Genomic DNA, 17,166 nt, shown 5'->3' on the forward strand with positions numbered 1-17,166 from the left:
CCCGATGCGTCGCCGGATTGTTAGCAGCCGCTATACTGCTAGCCAGTGACTCAGACAACCCTTAACAGGGCGGTCTTTATGTTTTCACTTCCTGAAGGCATAATGCCCGCTTTCTACAGTGCACAGCCGCAGGCAGAATCATGAAAAACGATGTTATCTCACCGGAATTTGACGAAAATGGCCGCGCACTGCGCCGGATCCGCAGCTTTGTACGTCGCCAGGGCCGCCTGACCAAAGGTCAGCAGCAGGCGCTGGATACGCTGTGGCCGGTGATGGGCGTTGAGTATCAGCCGGAACCGGTCGATTTAACCGCTCTGTTTGGCCGTGATGCACCGCTGGTGCTGGAAATCGGCTTTGGTATGGGCGCTTCGCTGGTGGCGATGGCTGCCAGTAATCCACACCAGAACTTCCTGGGGATTGAAGTGCATTCACCGGGCGTGGGTGCCTGCCTGGCGACGGCGGAAGAGGCCGGCGTCAGTAACCTGCGCGTGATGTGCCACGATGCAGTGGAAGTGCTGAACAGGATGATCCCGGATAATTCGCTGCGTATGGTGCAGCTGTTCTTCCCGGATCCGTGGCATAAAGCGCGCCATAATAAACGCCGTATCGTGCAGGTGCCGTTTGCCGAGCTGGTGCAGCGCAAACTGAAGCTGGGCGGTGTATTCCATATGGCGACCGACTGGGAAGCCTACGCGGAGCACATGCTGGAAGTTATGAGCAGTATCGACGGGTATAAAAACCAGTCGGAAGCCGGAAACTGGGTGCCGCGCCCGGAGTCACGGCCGTTAACGAAATTTGAGCAGCGTGGTCAGCGTCTTGGCCACGGTGTATGGGATCTGATGTTTGAGAGGGTTAAATAATGGCTACACAACGCAGTCGTCGTCTTCGTAAGAAAATGCATATCGATGAGTTCCAGGAGTTAGGCTTCTCCGTGGGCTTTACCTTCCCGGAAGGCACTGACGAAGAAACTATCGACAGCACCGTTGATGCGCTGATCAATGAAGTCATTGATCCGAACGGTCTGGCCTTTGATGGCAGCGGCTATCTGCAGTGGGAAGGTCTGATCTGCCTGCAGAAAATCGGTAAATGTACCGATGAGCATCGCGAGCTGGTTAAAAACTGGCTGGAAGCGCGTAAGCTTAACGACGTAAAAGTGACCGAACTTTTTGACGTCTGGTGGGACTGACGGTCTGACCGGAACAGAAGGTCAGACCCTACGAAAGTGACGCGATCGCTGTAGGGGCCGATCTTTTTTCGGTCGGCCCTCCGGCGTGACCATATAAGGGGGCGACCATTTTCTGGTTGCCCCTTTTTCATATCAAGGAGACGATTTATGCGTAAAGCACTTTTCAGCGGGGCCTTACTGCTGCTGGCCGCAGGTCAGGCACAGGCAGATTATCAGTGCAGCGTTAATCCTCAGGACGATATCGTCATCAGCCCGAACCAGGTCGAAGTGGTGGGGGCCAGTGGCCATCTGACCATCTCTCCGGTGGGCGATGTACAGCGTAATGGCAAGGTGGCGAATATTGATGATGCCACCCGCCAGAAAGCCATCGACTATCAGACGGCACTGCGTCGCGATTTGCCGTGGATTGATGACGGTGCTAAACAGCGCCTGGAAAAAGGGCGCGTGGCGCTGGACCGGGTGATCGTTGAGAAACTGGGGCAGAACAGCAACGTGCGTCAGCGTCTAACCTCGCTTGACGGGCAGCTGAAGCAGCAGATGAACCGGATAATCGAAAAGCGTAGCGACGGGTTAACCTTCCATCACAAAGCCGTTGAGCAGGTACGTCAGGACGGGGAACGTCTGGTACAGAATGCGATGGGCGGAGTGGTGCAGGACAGCCTGAACGAGATGGGCAGCAAATCGTCGGGCAGTAGCGATAATCCGCTGCAGGCGATTATGGGCAATCTGGGGGGCTTACAGCAGGCAATTCAGGCCGAGTGGAGCAATCAGGAGCAGGATTTCCAGAACTTCGGGCATGAAGTCTGTAATCGTGTGACCACCCTGGAAGGGCAGCGTAAAGCGTTGATCGCCGGATTGAAATAATGTTTCGGTTGGGATTGCGGGCTGACCGAAAAAGAAGGTCAGCCCCTACGTGAAATCCATTAAAATCCATTCCGTAGGGGGCGACCATTTTTTCCGGTCGCCCCGTGCCGATGATTTCCCGAGGCGTGATGAAGACCATTTTTTCCGGTCGCCCCGTGCCGATGATTTCCCGAGGCGTGATGAAGACCATTTTTTCCGGTCGCCCCGTGCCGATGATTTCCCGAGGCGTGATGCAGACCATTTTTTCCGGTCGCCCGAGCAGCATTATTCTGCCAGGAACAGCTCCAGCAGCGAATTCAGGAACAGCTTCCCCTTCTCCGTAATCTGCCATTCTGCGGCGCTTTCCGTCAGATAACCTTTAGCGATGGCCTCATCCAGCTGTGCGCGGATGGTGCTTTCCGGCAGGCCGGTGTAGCGCGTATATTCCTCACGCGGTGCGGCTTCCAGCAGGCGAAAACGGTTCATAAAGAACTCAAACGGCTTCTCCGCGTCGGCCACTTCATGGCGTTTATCCAGATATTTTCCGGCCATAAATCCACGTGGATGCTTCGTTTTCGCCGTGCGGATAATGCTGCCGTCCGGCTGGGTCAGTTTACCGTGCGCGCCGCAGCCAATGCCCAGATAATCGCCAAAGCGCCAGTAGTTGAGGTTGTGCTCGCAGCGATAGCCGGGTTTGGCATAGGCGGACGTCTCATACTGCTGGTAGCCTGCTGCAGTCAGCAGCGCGTCACCCTGCTCGAAAATATCCCACAGGTCATCTTCATCAGGCAGACGCGGCGGCCGCGAGGCGAACAGCGTGTTCGGCTCGATAGTCAGCTGATACCACGACAGATGCGGCGGATTGAGTGCAATCGCCTGGCGCAGATCGTCAAGTGCCTCTTCCAGCGACTGGTCAGGCAGGCCGTGCATCAGGTCGAGGTTAAAACTGCGCAGCCCGAGGCTTTCCGCCAGCCGTGCCGCCCGCTTTGCCTCTTCCGGGCCGTGAATGCGCCCCAGACGCTCCAGTTTGGCTGCACTGAAACTTTGCACACCAATAGAGATACGGTTAATCCCGGCGCGCTGGTAGCCGCTGAAGCGCTCTGCTTCGACGGCGCCCGGATTGGCTTCCATGGTGATTTCAGCCTCCGCAGACAGCGGCAGGCGGGCGCGAACGCCGTCGAGCAGCATCTGCATCGCTTCACTGCTTAACAGGCTCGGCGTACCGCCACCGATAAAGATGGTGCTGACTTCACGCCCGGAGGTCAGCGGCAGGTCGATCTCCAGGTCGTTCAGCAGGTGCTGCACGTACTCTTGGTGCGGCACCTCGCCTTTCAACGCGTGGGAGTTGAAATCGCAGTACGGACACTTCTGCACGCACCACGGAATATGGATGTACAGGCTGAGCGGAGGAAGATTAACCATGCTTCATGGCACTCAACAGCAGGCTGAGCGCCTGGCCACGGTGCGAAACCGCCTGTTTCTCTGCTTTGCTCAGCTCTGCGGCGGTTTTGCCCAGGGCCGGAACGTAGAAGATCGGATCGTAGCCGAAGCCACCCACCCCTGCGGCCGAGCGGGTGATTTCGCCCGCCCAGCTGCCGTGGAACACCAGCGGCGTCGGATCTTCCGCGTGGCGCAGGTAAACCAGCACGCAGTGGAACTGTGCCTGACGTTCGTCATCGGCTACCGGTTCCAGCGCTGCCAGCAGCTTGTCCAGATTCTGCTGGTCGCTGGCATCCTCGCCCGCATAGCGCGCCGAGTAGATCCCCGGCGCACCGCCGAGGGCATCCACCGCCAGACCGGAGTCATCGGCAATCGCCGGTAAACCGGTAATCGCCGCCGCATGGCGCGCCTTGAGAATGGCATTTTCGATAAACGTCAGGCCGGTTTCGTCGGCAGACTCCACGCCCAGTTCCGTTTGCGCCACAATATCCAGGCCAAACGCGGCCAGCAGGTCGGCCAGTTCGCGAACCTTGCCGGGGTTGCCGGTGGCGAGTACAACTTTTTGCATATTTAATCCAGAGCGAAAATTATTGATATAGAGAGACATGCGCGGATATCACCGGGGATCCTGCGTGGCAGGAAGGCGGTCAGTGAGTGAACCCCAGGCGCTTACTGTAGTCAGTGACCGGGGTTCACGAGTGCAATCAACGCCTCTGCGGTGTAAAAGGCGAGGGTCAGATCAAAACTGTGCCCAGCCTGGAATGTACTCTAATCCTAAGAAATTCAGCATATACAGCACCAGAATCACCGCCATCGCCGAGAAGTCGATGCCACCCATCGCCGGAATAATACGGCGCACCGGGGCCATCAGCGGCTCAGTCAGCTGGATCAGCACGTAATCCACCGGGTTGCGCCCCTGGCTTACCCAGCTCATCAGTGAACGGACGATAATGACCCAGAACACCAGCATGCCCGCTGCTTTTACCAGAATCACCAGCCCCAGATAGAGGAAAATCGGGTCCGGCACAAACAGGCGTAGCGTTACCGGCCCCAGCAGCACGCTGACGATATAGGCCAGCAGCAGGGAGGCGGTGTCCACCGGCCCGATAGACGGGATGATGCGGCGCACGGGTTTAACGATCGGTTGGGTGATTTTCACCACAAACTGTGAAAACGGGTTGTAGAAGTCACATCGTGCCCACTGCATCCAGACGCGCAGTAACAACACTTTGATGTAGATCGCAATCACCGTTGTGACCAGAAAGATCAACGCTAGCATGGAGTTCCTCAGTTGTTGTGATGAGCGGCGGCGTGACCGTAGTCGCGCGCGCCGAAAATAGCGGTGCCGATGCGCACCAGGGTACTGCCTGCCGCAATGGCGGCGTCCATATCATCGCTCATTCCCAGCGAAAGCGTATCCACGCCGGGGTAATCGCCCTGTAACTGCTTAAAGGCTTTCGCCATCTGCTGACACACCGCCAGCTGACGGGCGTAGTCGGCTTCTGGCGCGGGGATCGCCATTAATCCACGCAGCCTGAGACGCGGCAGCGCGGCTATTTGCTGCGCCAGCGCAGGCAGATCGGCGAGGGCAATGCCGGACTTGCTCTGTTCATCGCTGATGTTTATCTGGATCAGAACGTTGAGCGGCGGCAGAGCCTCAGGGCGCTGTTCGTTAAGACGGCTGGCAATGCGCAGACGGTCAACGGTATGACACCAGTCAAAATTCTCCGCCACCAGGCGGCTTTTGTTAGATTGCAGCGGACCGATAAAGTGCCAGGTCAGTGCCGGATTTGCCAGCAGCTGGATTTTATCCACGCCTTCCTGCACGTAGTTTTCACCAAAGCTGCGCTGCCCGGCAGCGACCGCTTCCTCGACCGCGCTCGCAGGTTTGGTTTTGCTCACTGCAAGCAGCTCAATCTCTTGTGGATCGCGCCCGCACTGTGCCGCCGCCGCTGAGATCCGCTGGTGGACTTGCTGTAAGTTGTGCTCAATCGAAGTCATAGTCAGGGAAAAAATATGGATATTGAAGACATTGTGGCCTCTAGTGTAAAGCATAATGCCAGCGATCTGCACCTTTGCAGTGGTCATTCTCCATTCTGGCGCTGTGATGGCCGCCTGGCACCGATTGAAGGACAGCCGGAAATGCAAAACGAGTGGCTGGAAAGCTTTGCCATTCGCTGGCTGACGCCCGCCCAGCATCAGACGCTGGCACTGGAGGGGCAGGTGGATTTTGCCCTGACGATGGCGGACGGGGTGCGCCTGCGCGCCAGTCTTTTTCGTCAGCGACTCGGCCTGTCGCTGGCGCTGCGCCTGATTGCCCGCCACTGCCCGGCGCTGGCGTCGCTGCACCTGCCTGCGGTGGCTGACTCGCTGTTGCAGCGCCGCGAGGGGCTGATGCTGATAACCGGGGCCACCGGCAGCGGGAAATCCACCACGCTGGCGGCGATGATCGACGAGATGAACCAGCGGCAGCAGCGGCATATTCTGACCCTGGAAGACCCGGTGGAGTATCTGCACCACAGCGTTCATTCGCTGATCCAGCAGCGTGAAAAAGGGCAGCATTTTACTCACTTTGGCGACGGGCTGCGCGCGGCGCTGCGGGAAGACCCCGATGTTATCCTGCTGGGAGAACTGCGCGATGCCGCGACGATTCAGCTGGCGCTGACCGCTGCCGAAACGGGGCACCTGGTGCTGGCAACGCTGCATACAAGGGGGGCCGCACAGGCGATAGAGCGGCTGGTGGATGTGTTTCCGGGCAATGAAAAGAATCTGGTACGCAGCCAGCTGGCGGGCAGTTTGCAGGCGGTGATTGCCCAGCGTCTGGTCGCCGCGACGTCCGGCCGGGTGGCGCTGTTTGAGGTGCTGGTCAACTGCCCGGCGGTGGCTAACCTGATCCGCGAGGGGAAAACCCATCAGCTGCCTGCGCTGTTACAGACCGGCAGCTCGCTTGGAATGCAGACCTTTGAGCAGAGCCTGGCGGAACGGCAGAGAGTGGGGCTGCTGGCTGACCGGAAAAGAACTGGCTGACCGGAAAAGAAGGTCAGCCACTACGGTAGGGGCCGATCATTTTTTCGATCGGCCCGTGTCGGTCTTTTACGAATAATGGTTCTCGAACCAGCTTTCCAGAATAATCACCGCAGAGAGTGAGTCGACGCTGCCTTTGCTCAGGGCGCGAAAACCGCCGCGTTCGAATAGCTCAGCCCGCGCTTCGACGGTGCTCAGGCGCTCATCGTGCAGCTCAATCTGCACGCCAAAACGGCCGTGCAGGCGATTGGCGAATTTACGTGCCCGCACCGTCAGCGGCTGTTCGCTGCCGTCCATATTCAGCGGCAGCCCGACAACAACGCGGTCCGGCTGCCACTCTTTCAGCAGCGCTTCTATCTTGTTCCAGTCAGGGACGCCGTCATTCGCCTTCAGCGCCGTCAGCGGACGGGCGGTACCCGTCAGCTGCTGGCCAATCGCCACGCCGATACTTTTCGTCCCGAAGTCGAAGGACAACATGGTCATACTGCTCATCTAAGCGTGTCCTGCTTCACTGGCGATATTGTGGATGTCCACACCGATACTTTTTGCCGCTTCGCGCCAGCGGTCGGCAATCGGGGTACGGAACAGGATATTGCTGTTGGCGCTGGTGGTCAGCCAGGCATTTTCCAGCAGCTCGTTTTCCAGCTGATCTTTTTCCCACGCGCAGTAGCCGAGCGCAACCAGCACCTGCTCCGGCTGTTCCGGGGTACCCAGCGTTTCAAGCACATCACGGGAGGTGGTGATCACCGTGTTGTCAGACACGCGAATACTGGAAGTAAAGGTGCGCTGTGCGGAGTGCAGTATAAAACCGCGATCTTCCGCCAGCGGGCCACCGGAGAATACCGGCTTATCCAGTCTGGCGTCGGGTTCACGCGGAGTCGGTGAAATCTTCAGTTTGGTGAGAATGCCGTCGACCGTCAGGTTATCCATCGGTTTATTGACAATCAGCCCCATCGCACCATCAGCATTATGCTCGCAGATATAGACCACTGAACGTTTGAACAGCGGATCCTGCAATCCAGGCATGGCAATCAAAAAATGATGCTGTAAATTCATACTTAGAGTTCTGTCATCTGATTAACGCCCGCACAGAGAGCCGCGAGCGTTAAGGGGTGAGCGGTGGAGCTTTCCTGCTCCACCACAACAATCAGGCCAGGCGTTTTTCGATCGCATCCATCAACATACCGGTGATAGAAATCGGGAATGCGGCTTCGATCTCACGAACGCAGGTTGGGCTGGTCACATTAATTTCCGTCAGCTTGTCGCCAATAATATCCAGACCGACAAAGATCAGCCCCTTCTCTTTCAGGATTGGGCCTACGCGGCGGGCAATTTCCCAGTCGCTTTCAGTCAGGGCGCGGGCTTCTCCACGCCCACCGGCGGCCAGGTTACCGCGGGTTTCACCCGATTTTGGAATACGCGCCAGGCAGTAAGGCACCGGCTCACCGTCCACCACCAGCACGCGCTTATCACCGTCTTTGATGCCGGGAATAAAGTTCTGCGCCATGCAGTAGAACTCGCCGTGGCTGGTCAGTGTTTCGATGATGACTGACAGATTCGGGTCTTCTTTCTTGACGCGGAAGATCGATGCACCGCCCATGCCGTCGAGCGGTTTCAGAATAATATCGCCGTGCTGCTGCCAGAACTCGCGGATCTGGCTGGCGTTGCGCGTGACCAGCGTGTCCGGGGTCAGTTCCGCAAACCAGGCGGTAAACAGCTTTTCGTTACAGTCGCGCAGGCTCTGCGGTTTGTTGACGATCAGCGTGCCTTTCTCTTCTGCGCGTTCAAGGATGTAGGTCGCGTAGATAAATTCGGTATCGAACGGCGGATCCTTACGCATCAGTACCACGTTCAGATCGGACAGGGCAATATCCTGTTCGCTGCCGAAGTCGAACCACTTGTCTGGGTTCTGCTCAACGCTTAACAGACGGGTGCGGGCACGCCCTTCACCGCCGCGCAGATAGAGATCGTTCATCTCCATGTAGTGAAGTTCGTAGCCGCGGCGCTGTGCTTCCAGCAACATCGCGAAGCTGCTGTCTTTCTTAATATTGATAGAAGTGATGGGATCCATCACGATGCCAAGCTTAATCATTGTGTCTCCAAATTGAGCTGTCTTGTTGTTGATCAAGCTCAAGCTATGCGGAATAGTGTCAAAAAGTTAGCCCAGGTCGCCAAAACGCACCTGCAGGGCAGTCATTGCCGTCAGGGCAGTGGTTTCGGTACGCAGCACGCGCGGACCGAGCAAAATGTCGGTGAACCCATGCTGTGCGGTCATAGCGATCTCATCGGACGTCAGTCCCCCTTCCGGGCCAATCAGCAGCCGGACGCGCTCAACTGGCAGCGGCAGCGTATTAATACTGTGTTCAGCCCGTGGATGGAGGTTTAATCTTAACCCGCTATCCTGCTCAGCACACCAGGCGTCAAGTGCCATTGCTGCCCGCACTTCCGGCACAACGTTACGTCCGCACTGCTCACAGGCGGCAATGGCGATTTTCTGCCACTGCTGGATTTTTTTCGCCAGGCGTTCTGCATCCAGCTTTACGCCGCAGCGCTCAGAAAACAAGGGGGTAATGATATTTACTCCCAGTTCGACGGCTTTCTGGATGGTAAATTCCATCTTTTCCCCTCGCGACATCACCTGGCCCAGGTGAAGGTGAAGCGGGGACTCGCGGCTGTCGGCGCGGCTTGACGTGATTCTGACGCGCACATTTTTTTTATCGGCCTGAATAATCTCGGCGCTAAAAGTCAGATTTGTGCCATCGAACAATTCCAGGGTCTGGCCCGGCACCATTCGCAGTACGCGGCCAACATGGTTAGCCGCTTCATCGCTCAGGGACGTCTCGCTGCCGTTTTCTAACGGTTCCGGGTGGTAAATGCGGGGTATACGCATGGAAATCCTGTTAAATAAATAGACGTTTGCCGTGCAGTGTAGGTCAGTGATTTTACTGCTGGCAAGCCTGCTGTACATACGGGTTGTGATTTCCCTGTGCGCGGGCAATGCGCTGGTCACGTTCACATTCCCATGCGGTCACCGGGTACTGTCTGTTCCACGCCGTCATCAGCTGGGTCTGCTGTTTTGACAGGGTCAGCTGATACTGGTCACGCATATAGAACCAGGTGCGGGCGATAGCACCGCGCGCACGCGCCGGTGGCTCAGCGAGTTTATTTTTGAAATCGACTTTCATCGCACACTGGCCGTACTGCGATTCACCGCCGTTCCACTGGCTGTACATAAAGTTACCGCGATCGCCGTTCACTTCGCCGATGGACGGTTGCAGGTTATGCAGGTCGGTTTCCATGCGGCGGTAGCCTTCATCTTTGGCACAGTTCTTTCGGCCGCCGTTTTGCCAGCACTGGCGCTGATGGCCGAAGCTCCATGCCGGAACCACATGCTCCCACTCAATACGGCTGGCGCGGTTGGCATTTTTACGCACCTGGTAGCCGCAGGACGTGAGGTCGGGTATGCCCTTTTTCCCCTGCCAGTGAATTTTACAGCCGCAGTAAAACGTGCCGGGTGCGCCATCGTTGATGCGCACCGAGTAGGCTTTTGCCTGGCTGAAACTGTTCTGGTGATAATTATCCCGGCTGAGAGCATGGGCGAAAACGGCGGGTAACAACAGAGCAAGGCCGGTAGCGGCCAGAATTTTGCGAGACATATTCCAGAAAATCTGTAATCCATGAAAGAGGCGACGGAGAGTAACAGATATAGGGGATATAACGAATAAGCGACAAAAAACGGGGCTGGAATTGGCTGGTTTTCAGTCACATCCGCCGTTTTTTAGGATTTCTGGAAGTCACCGGCGCGCAGGATATCGCCACAGTGCAGGCAGCGATACTCGCTTTCGCCGCGCACGATGCGGTTGTGGCGTCTGACGGTCAGCTGATGCTGCTGGCAGCGGCAGAAATAGGGAAAGGCCCGGCTGCGCACGGATTCCACTTCAAACTGGTGGGTGCGATGGGCCGGCACGCCGAGCACGCTTTCCATCATCCACTTCCACTCTTTGCCGTGCGGGGCAACGTGGCCAAAGTGTTTCCACACCAGCAGATGTGCCAGCTCGTGCGGGACCACCTCGTCAATAAAGGCCTGCTGATTCTCCATCAGCAGCACCGGATTCAGACGGATTTCCCAGCGTTGCAGCCAGGCGGTGCCCGCCGCAGTGCCGCGCTGCTGATACACCAGCGCGGGTTCCGGATAGTTACGCTCCAGCTTCAGGTTAGCCTGCTGTAATTTCTCCCGCAGCTGGCGCATGACAGCCTGTTGCAGGGCGATGGGGAGTCTTTGGGGTTTCATGCAGGCAAGAATACGGGCCGTCTCCCGGCAATTCAAGTTATCGGCTTAGCGTCGTGCGGTTTTACAACGTTATAGACTAAGGTTTAAACGATGATAGATTACGCACCCTGAACTGACACCACTATGGACACGATTGCCTTGCGTGAGAAATTCCATCTTCTGCTGATCTGGTTATTGCTTTCTGCACTGTCGGCGGGGGTGTTGATCCGCGCTCAGCTAAACGAACAGTTCAGCCTGAAAACCGCAGAGTTCGAGCAAATCGCGGCCAGCCTGATGAAGTCTCTGGCGCAGCATGATGCGCTGATGCCGCTACTGAATAACGGTGACGGATTCGTGCTAATGCAGAAAAAATTCCCGCAGATCGTCCGTCTGGCCCCGCTGCCTGTGACAACTCCTCCGGCAGGGCAGGTGACGCTGGCCGGTCACGGGCAGTACTGGCTGAATAATTCTTTCCGTCATGTGCGTTTATTAATTGATGCCCGCCTGCTGATAAATTCTCTGCCGCAGCTGGCCGGGTTTCAGCAGGTGCAGCTGATGTGGGAAGGGCAGACGCTATACCAGTCAGGCACGCCTGCAGAAAACGCACGCTGGCACTGGTCGCGCGAGCTGAACAGTCCTTCCCAGCCGTTTATCCTGACGGCCAGCAGCACCCGGCCGTGGCATCTGCTCTCCTGGGATCTGGTGGCCGCACTGACGCTGATGTGGGCGGTAGCGATCCTCACTGTGAGGAAGGTGATACAGCAGAATCACCGGCGTAAGGTCGCGGATCTGCGGGTGCATTTTTTTGAGCTGACGCGTATGGATACTATGAATGAAGTCACGGCAGGGATGGCCCATGAGTTGAATCAGCCGCTGAGCGCAGTGATGAGCTACAACCAGAGCGCGCTGCGCCTGCTGGAGATGCAGCAGTACGAGCGTATTCCCGCCGTGCTGGAGGCTTCCGTGTTGCAGGTGCGGCGAATTTCATCGCTGTTGCAGGCCTGGCGTGACAACCTGCAAAATCACCCTGCTGAACGTAAGCCGGTAGATATTCGTCAGATCTGGCGGCGGGTGGAGATGCTGCTGGACCGCGAACTGCGGGAGTCAGAGGTAAAAGTGGTCTGTCATTTCCCCAGCCCGCTGCCTGCGCTGGTGGCCGTGCCGCTCTGGCTGGAGCAGATATTTCATAACCTGCTGAGTAACGCCATCCAGGCGCAGCAGGGGCGGGCAAAGCCCTGGGTCAGCGTGGCAGTCAGCCGCGCTGGCGATGAGCTGAAAATTGAAGTCAGCGACGGTGGGCCAGGGCTGTCTGAACAGGCGCTCAGCCACGTATTTATTCCATTTTTTACCACGCGTGCGGAAGGGGTTGGTCTGGGAATGACGCTGGCAGAAACCCTGACGCTGAAGATGAATGGCCGGATTGAGGCCGCCAATCACCCAGAGGGGGGCGCCTGCTTTACGCTCTGGCTACCGATGGAGGCAGTATGACGACCTTAACGGTCTGGCTGATTGACGACGACAGCGCCATTCGCGAGTCGTTTACCGTACTGTTGCAAACCATGGGCTGGCCGGTGGCTGCCTTTGCCAGCGCCGGCGAGTTTATTGCGTTGCAGCAGAGCAGGGGGGAGCTGCACGGCTGCATTCTGCTGGATATCCGTATGCCGGGGAAAACCGGGCTGACGCTGCTGGATGAGTTACAGCAGCAGTCGGTGCTGTTACCGGTGATCCTGATGACCGGGCACGGCAATATTGAAACCTGCCGCCGGGCGTTCAAGAGCGGCGCGTTTGAGTTTCTCACCAAACCGGTGGATGCCGGCTTGCTGATTGAAACCGTCAGTGCGGCCTTCAGTCAGTTTGAAAAGCGCTATCACCTCAGCCAGCAGCAGCGTGAGCTGGCAGGTAAGTTCAGCCTGCTGTCAGAACGCGAAGCGGAAGTGATGCAGCAGATCGTGGCCGGTCTGGCCAATAAGGAAATTGCTCAGGCGCTGGGGCTGTCGCCGCGCACCGTTGAGGCACATCGGGCCAATATTTTCAGCAAACTGGATATTTCTTCGCTGGCGCAGCTGGTGAAAGAGGTTGAAATGCTTAACTTTCTGCGTCAGAACCAGGTAGTTTTACCTGGTGCACATCGTAATTAACCGAATATCGGCGCAGTCAGCCTCTGGTTAAAGTACTTCCTGTCTTCTACGTACTTTCCGAGGTTTTGCCATGAAAAATATTCTGCTTACCGCGTCCCTGACGCTGGCTTCTTTCTCTGCACTGGCGGCACCGGCTGACGTGCAGAATCTGACACTGACCCAGGCCAATCAGCTGGCCCAGGCGACCATTCAGTCCTGTTCTGCCAGCGGCTATAACGTCAGTGTGACGGTTGTGGATCGCGCTGGAATCACCCTGGCCGTGCAGCGTATGGATAATGCGGGTCCCCACACCGTTGAAGCCAGCCAGATGAAGGCGTATACCGCGCTGTCGACGAAAAATCCGACCAGTAAGGTGATGGAAGCGGCACAGGCGAATAAAGGCGCGGAGAATATGCGTGATATTCCCGGTTTCCTGCTGCTGGCAGGCGGTGTTCCGGTGAAAGCAGGCGAACAGGTGATCGGTGCGATTGGCGTGGGTGGGGCACCCGGCGGTCAGCTGGATCAGCAGTGTGCCGAAGCGGCGTTAAAAGGGATGACGTCGAAGTAACGGCTGGGGATGATTCTGAAGAACGTCGGTACGGGGGCCCCGTACCGACGAGAGGTCATTGCTTAGTTACGCTGACCGATATTACGCAGTTTTTTACCGCCTAACAGATTACGCTCGATGTGTTCCAGAGAAACGTTTTTGGTTTCCGGGATCAGCCACAGCGTCAGTACGATGAAGAACAGGTTCAGCGCGGCGTACACCCAGAAGGTGTTAGCGTTGCCAAGGGTGTTCAGCATGGTCAGGAAGGTCGCCCCGACTATCATGTTGGCAATCCAGTTGGTTGCAGTCGAGACGGTAATCCCGAAATCACGCCCTTTCAGCGGCTGGATCTCTGAGCACAGCACCCAGATCAGCGGACCGGCACTCATCGCAAAACCAATGATAAACATCAGCAGCATGGCGACCGCGAAGTACTGCGCGCTTTGCGAGTGAATTCCCATATGTAGCATGGTACCCAGCACGCCCATCCCGGCAGCCATTACGATAAAGCCGAGGATTAGCGTTGGCTTACGACCCCAGCGATCCACCAGACCGATAGCGATAAAGGTCGCCAGTACGTTAACCAGGCCCACAATCACCGTCCCCCACATCTGCTGGGTGGTATTAGTGAACCCGGCAATCTCAAAGATTTTCGGTGCGTAATACATGATGACGTTCATACCGGTGAACTGCTGCATTACCTGCAACAGTACGCCGAGGTAAACGGCACGACGGAAGTTGCTGTTGTCTTTAAACAGCGACCAGCCGGACTGTTTGATTTTCAGGCTTTCACGAATTTCATCCAGCTCACGTTTCGCCTGTTCACTGGTGTCACGCAGGCGGTCGAGTACCCGCTGCGCGCTGCGGAAGTCGCCCTTCGCCGCCAGCCAGCGTGGGCTGTTCGGCAGGAAGAACACGCCGACCAGCAGCAGCAGGGCAGGGATGGTGATCACACCCAGCATCCAGCGCCATTCGCCGGTGTAGCTGAACGCGGTATCCGACAGATAAGCACCCAGAATACCGATGGTGATCATCAGCTGATACAGCGAGATCATGCTGCCGCGGATTTTCTCCGGGGCAATCTCAGACAGATAAAGTGGGGCCGTGTAAGAGGCCACACCCACCGCCAGGCCGAGCAGGACGCGGGCAACGATCAGCATTTCCGGGTTAGGCGAGAAGGCCGACCACAGGGAACCGATAACGAACAGCACGGCACCGATCATCAGGCTCTTTTTACGTCCGAGGTAAGAGGACATCCAGCCGCTGCCGACGGCACCGATGGCGGCACCAAACATCATTGAGCTGACAATCCACTCCTGCTGGTGCGGGGTAACGCTGAAGTCTTTCGCGATGAAAGGCAGCGCGCCGGCGATCACGCCGATATCCAGGCCGAATAGCAGGCCCGCCAGTGCTGCAAGGAAACAGACGAACAGGGTCATGGCCTTGTTCGATGTCCGGCTCCGTTTTTTATTATCAGGCATGGTTGCCTCCATTAAGTAGTACCGCTTGTTGTTGTTATAGATGTCAGGAAACCCTGTCGCAGCAGACTGTGCTTCAGATCACGCTGGTGTAATCGATTACACATCAGAAATTTGTGATAAACACTTTTTATCCCGCTGTTACGCTTTGTAACCAGTAACTCATAGCAGTTTATAGCTTTAACTATTTTAACCCTGAACCACTATCAGACAACGCTGAAAATAGCGCATTTTAGGATTAGGTGGAAAACAGGTTTAATTTCAATGTGATGAAAAACAACGTTTTATTTTGTGTAATCGCTATCATTTTTATTGTTGCTTCAGGTTTCTGCAGGCATGAAAAAGGGCACCCTGAGGTGCCCTGGTGCGGCAGGCTAAAAATTATTTCAGGCCGGCAGCATCACGCAGCAGTTCGGCTTTGTCGGTTTTTTCCCATGGGAAATGTTCGCGACCAAAGTGACCGTATGCTGCCGTTTCACGGTAGATTGGGTGCAGCAGGTCCAGCATCTGGATCAGACCGTAAGGGCGCAGGTCGAAGAACTCGCGCACCAGCAGCGTCAGCTGTTCAGTAGAGATTTTCTCTGTACCGAAGGTTTCCACCATAATGGACGTTGGCTCTGCCACGCCAATCGCGTATGAAACCTGGATTTCGCAACGGTCGGCGAGGCCAGCCGCCACGATGTTTTTCGCCACGTAACGCGCAGCGTAGGCCGCAGAACGGTCAACTTTTGACGGATCCTTACCGGAGAAGGCACCGCCGCCGTGACGCGCCATGCCGCCGTAGGTATCAACGATGATTTTACGCCCGGTCAGACCACAGTCACCCATTGGACCACCGATAACAAAACGGCCGGTCGGGTTGATGTGGTATTTGGTGTTAGCGTTGATCCACTCCGTCGGCAGTACCGGCTTGAGGATCTCTTCCATTACCGCTTCCTGCAGATCTTTCTGCGAGATGTCCTCAGAGTGCTGAGTTGACAGCACCACCGCATCAATACCGACGATTTTACCGTTGTCGTACTGGAAGGTGATCTGGCTTTTTGCATCCGGGCGCAGCCACGGCAGGCTACCGCTTTTACGTACTTCGGCCTGGCGCTGTACCAGACGGTGTGCGTAAGTGATCGGGGCTGGCATCAGCACGTCAGTTTCGTTGGTCGCATAGCCAAACATCAGGCCCTGGTCGCCCGCGCCCTGTTCCAGCGGGTCAATACGGTCAACGCCCTGGTTGATGTCAGGAGACTGCTTGCCAATGGCACTCAGTACGGCACAGGAATTGGCATCAAAGCCCATATCGGAATGAACATAGCCGATGTCACGCACGGTCTGGCGCGTGATCTCTTCGATATCAACCCATGCGCTGGTGGTGATTTCACCGCCGACCAGCACCATACCGGTCTTCACATAGGTTTCACAGGCCACACGCGCTTTCGGATCCTGCTCGAGGATGGCATCAAGCACCGCATCGGAAATCTGGTCGGCGATTTTATCAGGATGTCCTTCTGATACGGACTCGGATGTAAAAAGGTGTTTAGCCATTTTATTCTTTACCTTGACTCTAACGGGTTAAAAATCGACTGCATAGCGCGAAGACTGGAAACCAGCCCGGAGGCAAAGCCATGAGCAGTAATACAGGACGCTTAGAAGTTAACCAGTATAGACGGATTAACATCTGGACGTCTATTTTAGGTTACTCATTAAGCGGATTGCCAGCGTTTTTTGCTGACTAATGTTTTAAGTATTGTAAAAAGTGGCAAGATATCCTGACAGAGCACACATTTAGCACATTTAGATTTTGCATTTACCCCTTCAGAGCTGTATAAAACGCCGTTGCCCCTATGGCTATCATCAGCCGGTGCGGCAAATGCCCGTCAGCGACGACACTCTCGTGCTGGCCTTCACCCTCAGTTTCTGGTTTTTCCATGCGCCTTATTGGTGTGTGTGGAGGTGATAGCTGTAATGAACCATGATGTTGTTTCATCCGGTCAATTACGCCATTCGGGCGTGTTCAGTACCCCCTCATTCAGTACCACTCCTTGCCATCTGAGCCGAAGTTTTCGGTGCGTCGGTAATAATCCCGACACCCGCGCCGGTTAAACTTTCTATACTCACAGCGGTTCTCTCAGAATTTACTGAGAGTTGTACTCACTGGTTCTCTGACCCGTTATACGGAGTCCGCGACGTGTCTTACAATGTTATACTTCAGAAGCCGATTTTCGCGCCGCTTCAGCCTGCCGGGCTGAGCAAACTCGCGGTCGATGGGT

The 17,166-nt window shown here is 56.3% G+C and carries 19 protein-coding genes; 7 read left to right on the forward strand and 12 right to left on the reverse strand.

Features of this window, described 5'->3' with window-relative positions:
- Nucleotides 1-140 precede the first annotated feature (140 nt).
- From trmB to ABEH87_RS16970, 3 genes are all read left to right on the forward strand, one after another.
- Nucleotides 141-860: a tRNA (guanosine(46)-N7)-methyltransferase TrmB gene (trmB, locus tag ABEH87_RS16960; protein WP_346577989.1), complete on the forward strand. Its 720-nt coding sequence runs from the start codon at nt 141-143 to the stop codon at nt 858-860.
- A complete protein-coding gene (locus ABEH87_RS16965; RefSeq protein WP_346577991.1) occupies nt 860-1,186 on the forward strand; it encodes a YggL family protein in 327 nt (108 codons plus the stop codon). The genes trmB and ABEH87_RS16965 overlap by 1 nt, the downstream gene beginning before the upstream one ends.
- A 147-nt stretch (nt 1,187-1,333) precedes the next feature.
- Nucleotides 1,334-2,050 (forward strand): DUF2884 domain-containing protein, encoded by a 717-nt coding sequence (locus tag ABEH87_RS16970; RefSeq protein WP_346577992.1) that lies wholly within the window; start codon nt 1,334-1,336, stop codon nt 2,048-2,050.
- A 264-nt stretch (nt 2,051-2,314) separates the two neighbouring features.
- Here ABEH87_RS16970 and hemW read toward each other — a convergent pair whose 3' ends face one another.
- The 4 genes from hemW to ABEH87_RS16990 form a co-directional block, all read right to left on the reverse strand.
- Nucleotides 2,315-3,451: a radical SAM family heme chaperone HemW gene (hemW, locus tag ABEH87_RS16975; RefSeq protein WP_346577994.1), complete on the reverse strand. Its 1,137-nt coding sequence runs from the start codon at nt 3,449-3,451 to the stop codon at nt 2,315-2,317.
- Complete coding sequence (rdgB, locus tag ABEH87_RS16980; protein ID WP_346577996.1) at nt 3,444-4,037, reverse strand: RdgB/HAM1 family non-canonical purine NTP pyrophosphatase; 594 nt, start codon at nt 4,035-4,037, stop codon at nt 3,444-3,446. Before rdgB ends, hemW begins: the two co-directional genes overlap by 8 nt.
- A 171-nt stretch (nt 4,038-4,208) precedes the next feature.
- A complete protein-coding gene (locus ABEH87_RS16985; RefSeq protein WP_346577998.1) occupies nt 4,209-4,748 on the reverse strand; it encodes a YggT family protein in 540 nt (179 codons plus the stop codon).
- Nucleotides 4,749-4,756: 8 nt separating this feature from the next.
- Nucleotides 4,757-5,470, reverse strand: a complete 714-nt coding sequence (locus ABEH87_RS16990) for a YggS family pyridoxal phosphate-dependent enzyme (RefSeq protein WP_346578000.1) — start codon at nt 5,468-5,470, stop codon at nt 4,757-4,759.
- A gap of 15 nt (nt 5,471-5,485) precedes the next feature.
- Between ABEH87_RS16990 and ABEH87_RS16995 the strand changes: the two genes are divergently transcribed.
- Nucleotides 5,486-6,496: a type IV pilus twitching motility protein PilT gene (locus ABEH87_RS16995; RefSeq protein ID WP_346578002.1), complete on the forward strand. Its 1,011-nt coding sequence runs from the start codon at nt 5,486-5,488 to the stop codon at nt 6,494-6,496.
- A gap of 66 nt (nt 6,497-6,562) precedes the next feature.
- Here ABEH87_RS16995 and ruvX read toward each other — a convergent pair whose 3' ends face one another.
- The 6 genes from ruvX to ABEH87_RS17025 all read right to left on the reverse strand — a co-directional run bounded on the left by ruvX (nt 6,563) and on the right by ABEH87_RS17025 (nt 10,784).
- A complete protein-coding gene (ruvX, locus tag ABEH87_RS17000; protein ID WP_346578004.1) occupies nt 6,563-6,985 on the reverse strand; it encodes a Holliday junction resolvase RuvX in 423 nt (140 codons plus the stop codon).
- Nucleotides 6,986-7,549 (reverse strand): YqgE/AlgH family protein, encoded by a 564-nt coding sequence (locus ABEH87_RS17005; RefSeq protein ID WP_346578006.1) that lies wholly within the window; start codon nt 7,547-7,549, stop codon nt 6,986-6,988. It abuts the gene before it with no gap.
- A gap of 91 nt (nt 7,550-7,640) precedes the next feature.
- Nucleotides 7,641-8,585, reverse strand: a complete 945-nt coding sequence (gene gshB / locus ABEH87_RS17010; RefSeq protein WP_346578008.1) for a glutathione synthase — start codon at nt 8,583-8,585, stop codon at nt 7,641-7,643.
- A gap of 66 nt (nt 8,586-8,651) precedes the next feature.
- Nucleotides 8,652-9,383, reverse strand: a complete 732-nt coding sequence (gene rsmE, locus ABEH87_RS17015) for a 16S rRNA (uracil(1498)-N(3))-methyltransferase (RefSeq protein ID WP_346578010.1) — start codon at nt 9,381-9,383, stop codon at nt 8,652-8,654.
- 52 nt (nt 9,384-9,435) lie between these two features.
- The gene (gene endA, locus ABEH87_RS17020) at nt 9,436-10,149 is read right to left on the reverse strand and encodes a deoxyribonuclease I (protein ID WP_346578012.1); all 714 of its coding nucleotides are present in this window, start codon (nt 10,147-10,149) and stop codon (nt 9,436-9,438) included.
- A gap of 122 nt (nt 10,150-10,271) precedes the next feature.
- Entirely contained in the window at nt 10,272-10,784 is a 513-nt protein-coding gene (locus ABEH87_RS17025) for a SprT family zinc-dependent metalloprotease (RefSeq protein ID WP_346578014.1), read from the reverse strand.
- Nucleotides 10,785-10,907: 123 nt separating this feature from the next.
- On the opposite strand from ABEH87_RS17025, the gene ABEH87_RS17030 reads away from it, so the two are divergent.
- From ABEH87_RS17030 to ABEH87_RS17040, 3 genes are all read left to right on the forward strand, one after another.
- Nucleotides 10,908-12,251 carry an ATP-binding protein gene (locus ABEH87_RS17030; RefSeq protein WP_346578016.1) on the forward strand — a complete coding sequence of 448 codons (1,344 nt, stop codon included), beginning with the start codon at nt 10,908-10,910 and terminating at the stop codon, nt 12,249-12,251.
- Entirely contained in the window at nt 12,248-12,901 is a 654-nt protein-coding gene (locus ABEH87_RS17035; protein WP_346578018.1) for a response regulator, read from the forward strand. Before ABEH87_RS17030 ends, ABEH87_RS17035 begins: the two co-directional genes overlap by 4 nt.
- A gap of 70 nt (nt 12,902-12,971) precedes the next feature.
- A complete protein-coding gene (locus ABEH87_RS17040; RefSeq protein ID WP_346578020.1) occupies nt 12,972-13,448 on the forward strand; it encodes a heme-binding protein in 477 nt (158 codons plus the stop codon).
- 62 nt (nt 13,449-13,510) lie between these two features.
- On the opposite strand, the gene ABEH87_RS17045 is transcribed toward ABEH87_RS17040, so the two are convergent.
- Both ABEH87_RS17045 and metK read right to left on the reverse strand, forming a co-directional pair.
- Nucleotides 13,511-14,908 carry a sugar porter family MFS transporter gene (locus ABEH87_RS17045; RefSeq protein WP_346578022.1) on the reverse strand — a complete coding sequence of 466 codons (1,398 nt, stop codon included), beginning with the start codon at nt 14,906-14,908 and terminating at the stop codon, nt 13,511-13,513.
- Nucleotides 14,909-15,286: 378 nt separating this feature from the next.
- Nucleotides 15,287-16,441, reverse strand: coding sequence for a methionine adenosyltransferase (gene metK / locus ABEH87_RS17050; protein WP_346578023.1), 1,155 nt, complete (start codon nt 16,439-16,441; stop codon nt 15,287-15,289).
- Nucleotides 16,442-17,166: the final 725 nt, after the last annotated feature.

Origin of the sequence: Erwinia sp. Eh17-17 (genome assembly GCF_039675725.1) — a bacterium.
Taxonomy (GTDB): Bacteria; Pseudomonadota; Gammaproteobacteria; order Enterobacterales; family Enterobacteriaceae; genus Erwinia.

What these genes read in the sequence shown, in the direction of transcription:
- trmB (WP_346577989.1), top strand. Translation starts at nt 141, where the DNA reads ATGAAAAACGATGTTATCTCACCGGAATTTGACGAAAATGGCCGCGCA.
- ABEH87_RS16965 (WP_346577991.1), top strand. Translation starts at nt 860, where the DNA reads ATGGCTACACAACGCAGTCGTCGTCTTCGTAAGAAAATGCATATCGAT.
- ABEH87_RS16970 (WP_346577992.1), top strand. Translation starts at nt 1,334, where the DNA reads ATGCGTAAAGCACTTTTCAGCGGGGCCTTACTGCTGCTGGCCGCAGGT.
- hemW (WP_346577994.1), bottom strand. Translation starts at nt 3,451, where the DNA reads ATGGTTAATCTTCCTCCGCTCAGCCTGTACATCCATATTCCGTGGTGC.
- rdgB (WP_346577996.1), bottom strand. Translation starts at nt 4,037, where the DNA reads ATGCAAAAAGTTGTACTCGCCACCGGCAACCCCGGCAAGGTTCGCGAA.
- ABEH87_RS16985 (WP_346577998.1), bottom strand. Translation starts at nt 4,748, where the DNA reads ATGCTAGCGTTGATCTTTCTGGTCACAACGGTGATTGCGATCTACATC.
- ABEH87_RS16990 (WP_346578000.1), bottom strand. Translation starts at nt 5,470, where the DNA reads ATGACTTCGATTGAGCACAACTTACAGCAAGTCCACCAGCGGATCTCA.
- ABEH87_RS16995 (WP_346578002.1), top strand. Translation starts at nt 5,486, where the DNA reads ATGGATATTGAAGACATTGTGGCCTCTAGTGTAAAGCATAATGCCAGC.
- ruvX (WP_346578004.1), bottom strand. Translation starts at nt 6,985, where the DNA reads ATGAGCAGTATGACCATGTTGTCCTTCGACTTCGGGACGAAAAGTATC.
- ABEH87_RS17005 (WP_346578006.1), bottom strand. Translation starts at nt 7,549, where the DNA reads ATGAATTTACAGCATCATTTTTTGATTGCCATGCCTGGATTGCAGGAT.
- gshB (WP_346578008.1), bottom strand. Translation starts at nt 8,585, where the DNA reads ATGATTAAGCTTGGCATCGTGATGGATCCCATCACTTCTATCAATATT.
- rsmE (WP_346578010.1), bottom strand. Translation starts at nt 9,383, where the DNA reads ATGCGTATACCCCGCATTTACCACCCGGAACCGTTAGAAAACGGCAGC.
- endA (WP_346578012.1), bottom strand. Translation starts at nt 10,149, where the DNA reads ATGTCTCGCAAAATTCTGGCCGCTACCGGCCTTGCTCTGTTGTTACCC.
- ABEH87_RS17025 (WP_346578014.1), bottom strand. Translation starts at nt 10,784, where the DNA reads ATGAAACCCCAAAGACTCCCCATCGCCCTGCAACAGGCTGTCATGCGC.
- ABEH87_RS17030 (WP_346578016.1), top strand. Translation starts at nt 10,908, where the DNA reads ATGGACACGATTGCCTTGCGTGAGAAATTCCATCTTCTGCTGATCTGG.
- ABEH87_RS17035 (WP_346578018.1), top strand. Translation starts at nt 12,248, where the DNA reads ATGACGACCTTAACGGTCTGGCTGATTGACGACGACAGCGCCATTCGC.
- ABEH87_RS17040 (WP_346578020.1), top strand. Translation starts at nt 12,972, where the DNA reads ATGAAAAATATTCTGCTTACCGCGTCCCTGACGCTGGCTTCTTTCTCT.
- ABEH87_RS17045 (WP_346578022.1), bottom strand. Translation starts at nt 14,908, where the DNA reads ATGCCTGATAATAAAAAACGGAGCCGGACATCGAACAAGGCCATGACC.
- metK (WP_346578023.1), bottom strand. Translation starts at nt 16,441, where the DNA reads ATGGCTAAACACCTTTTTACATCCGAGTCCGTATCAGAAGGACATCCT.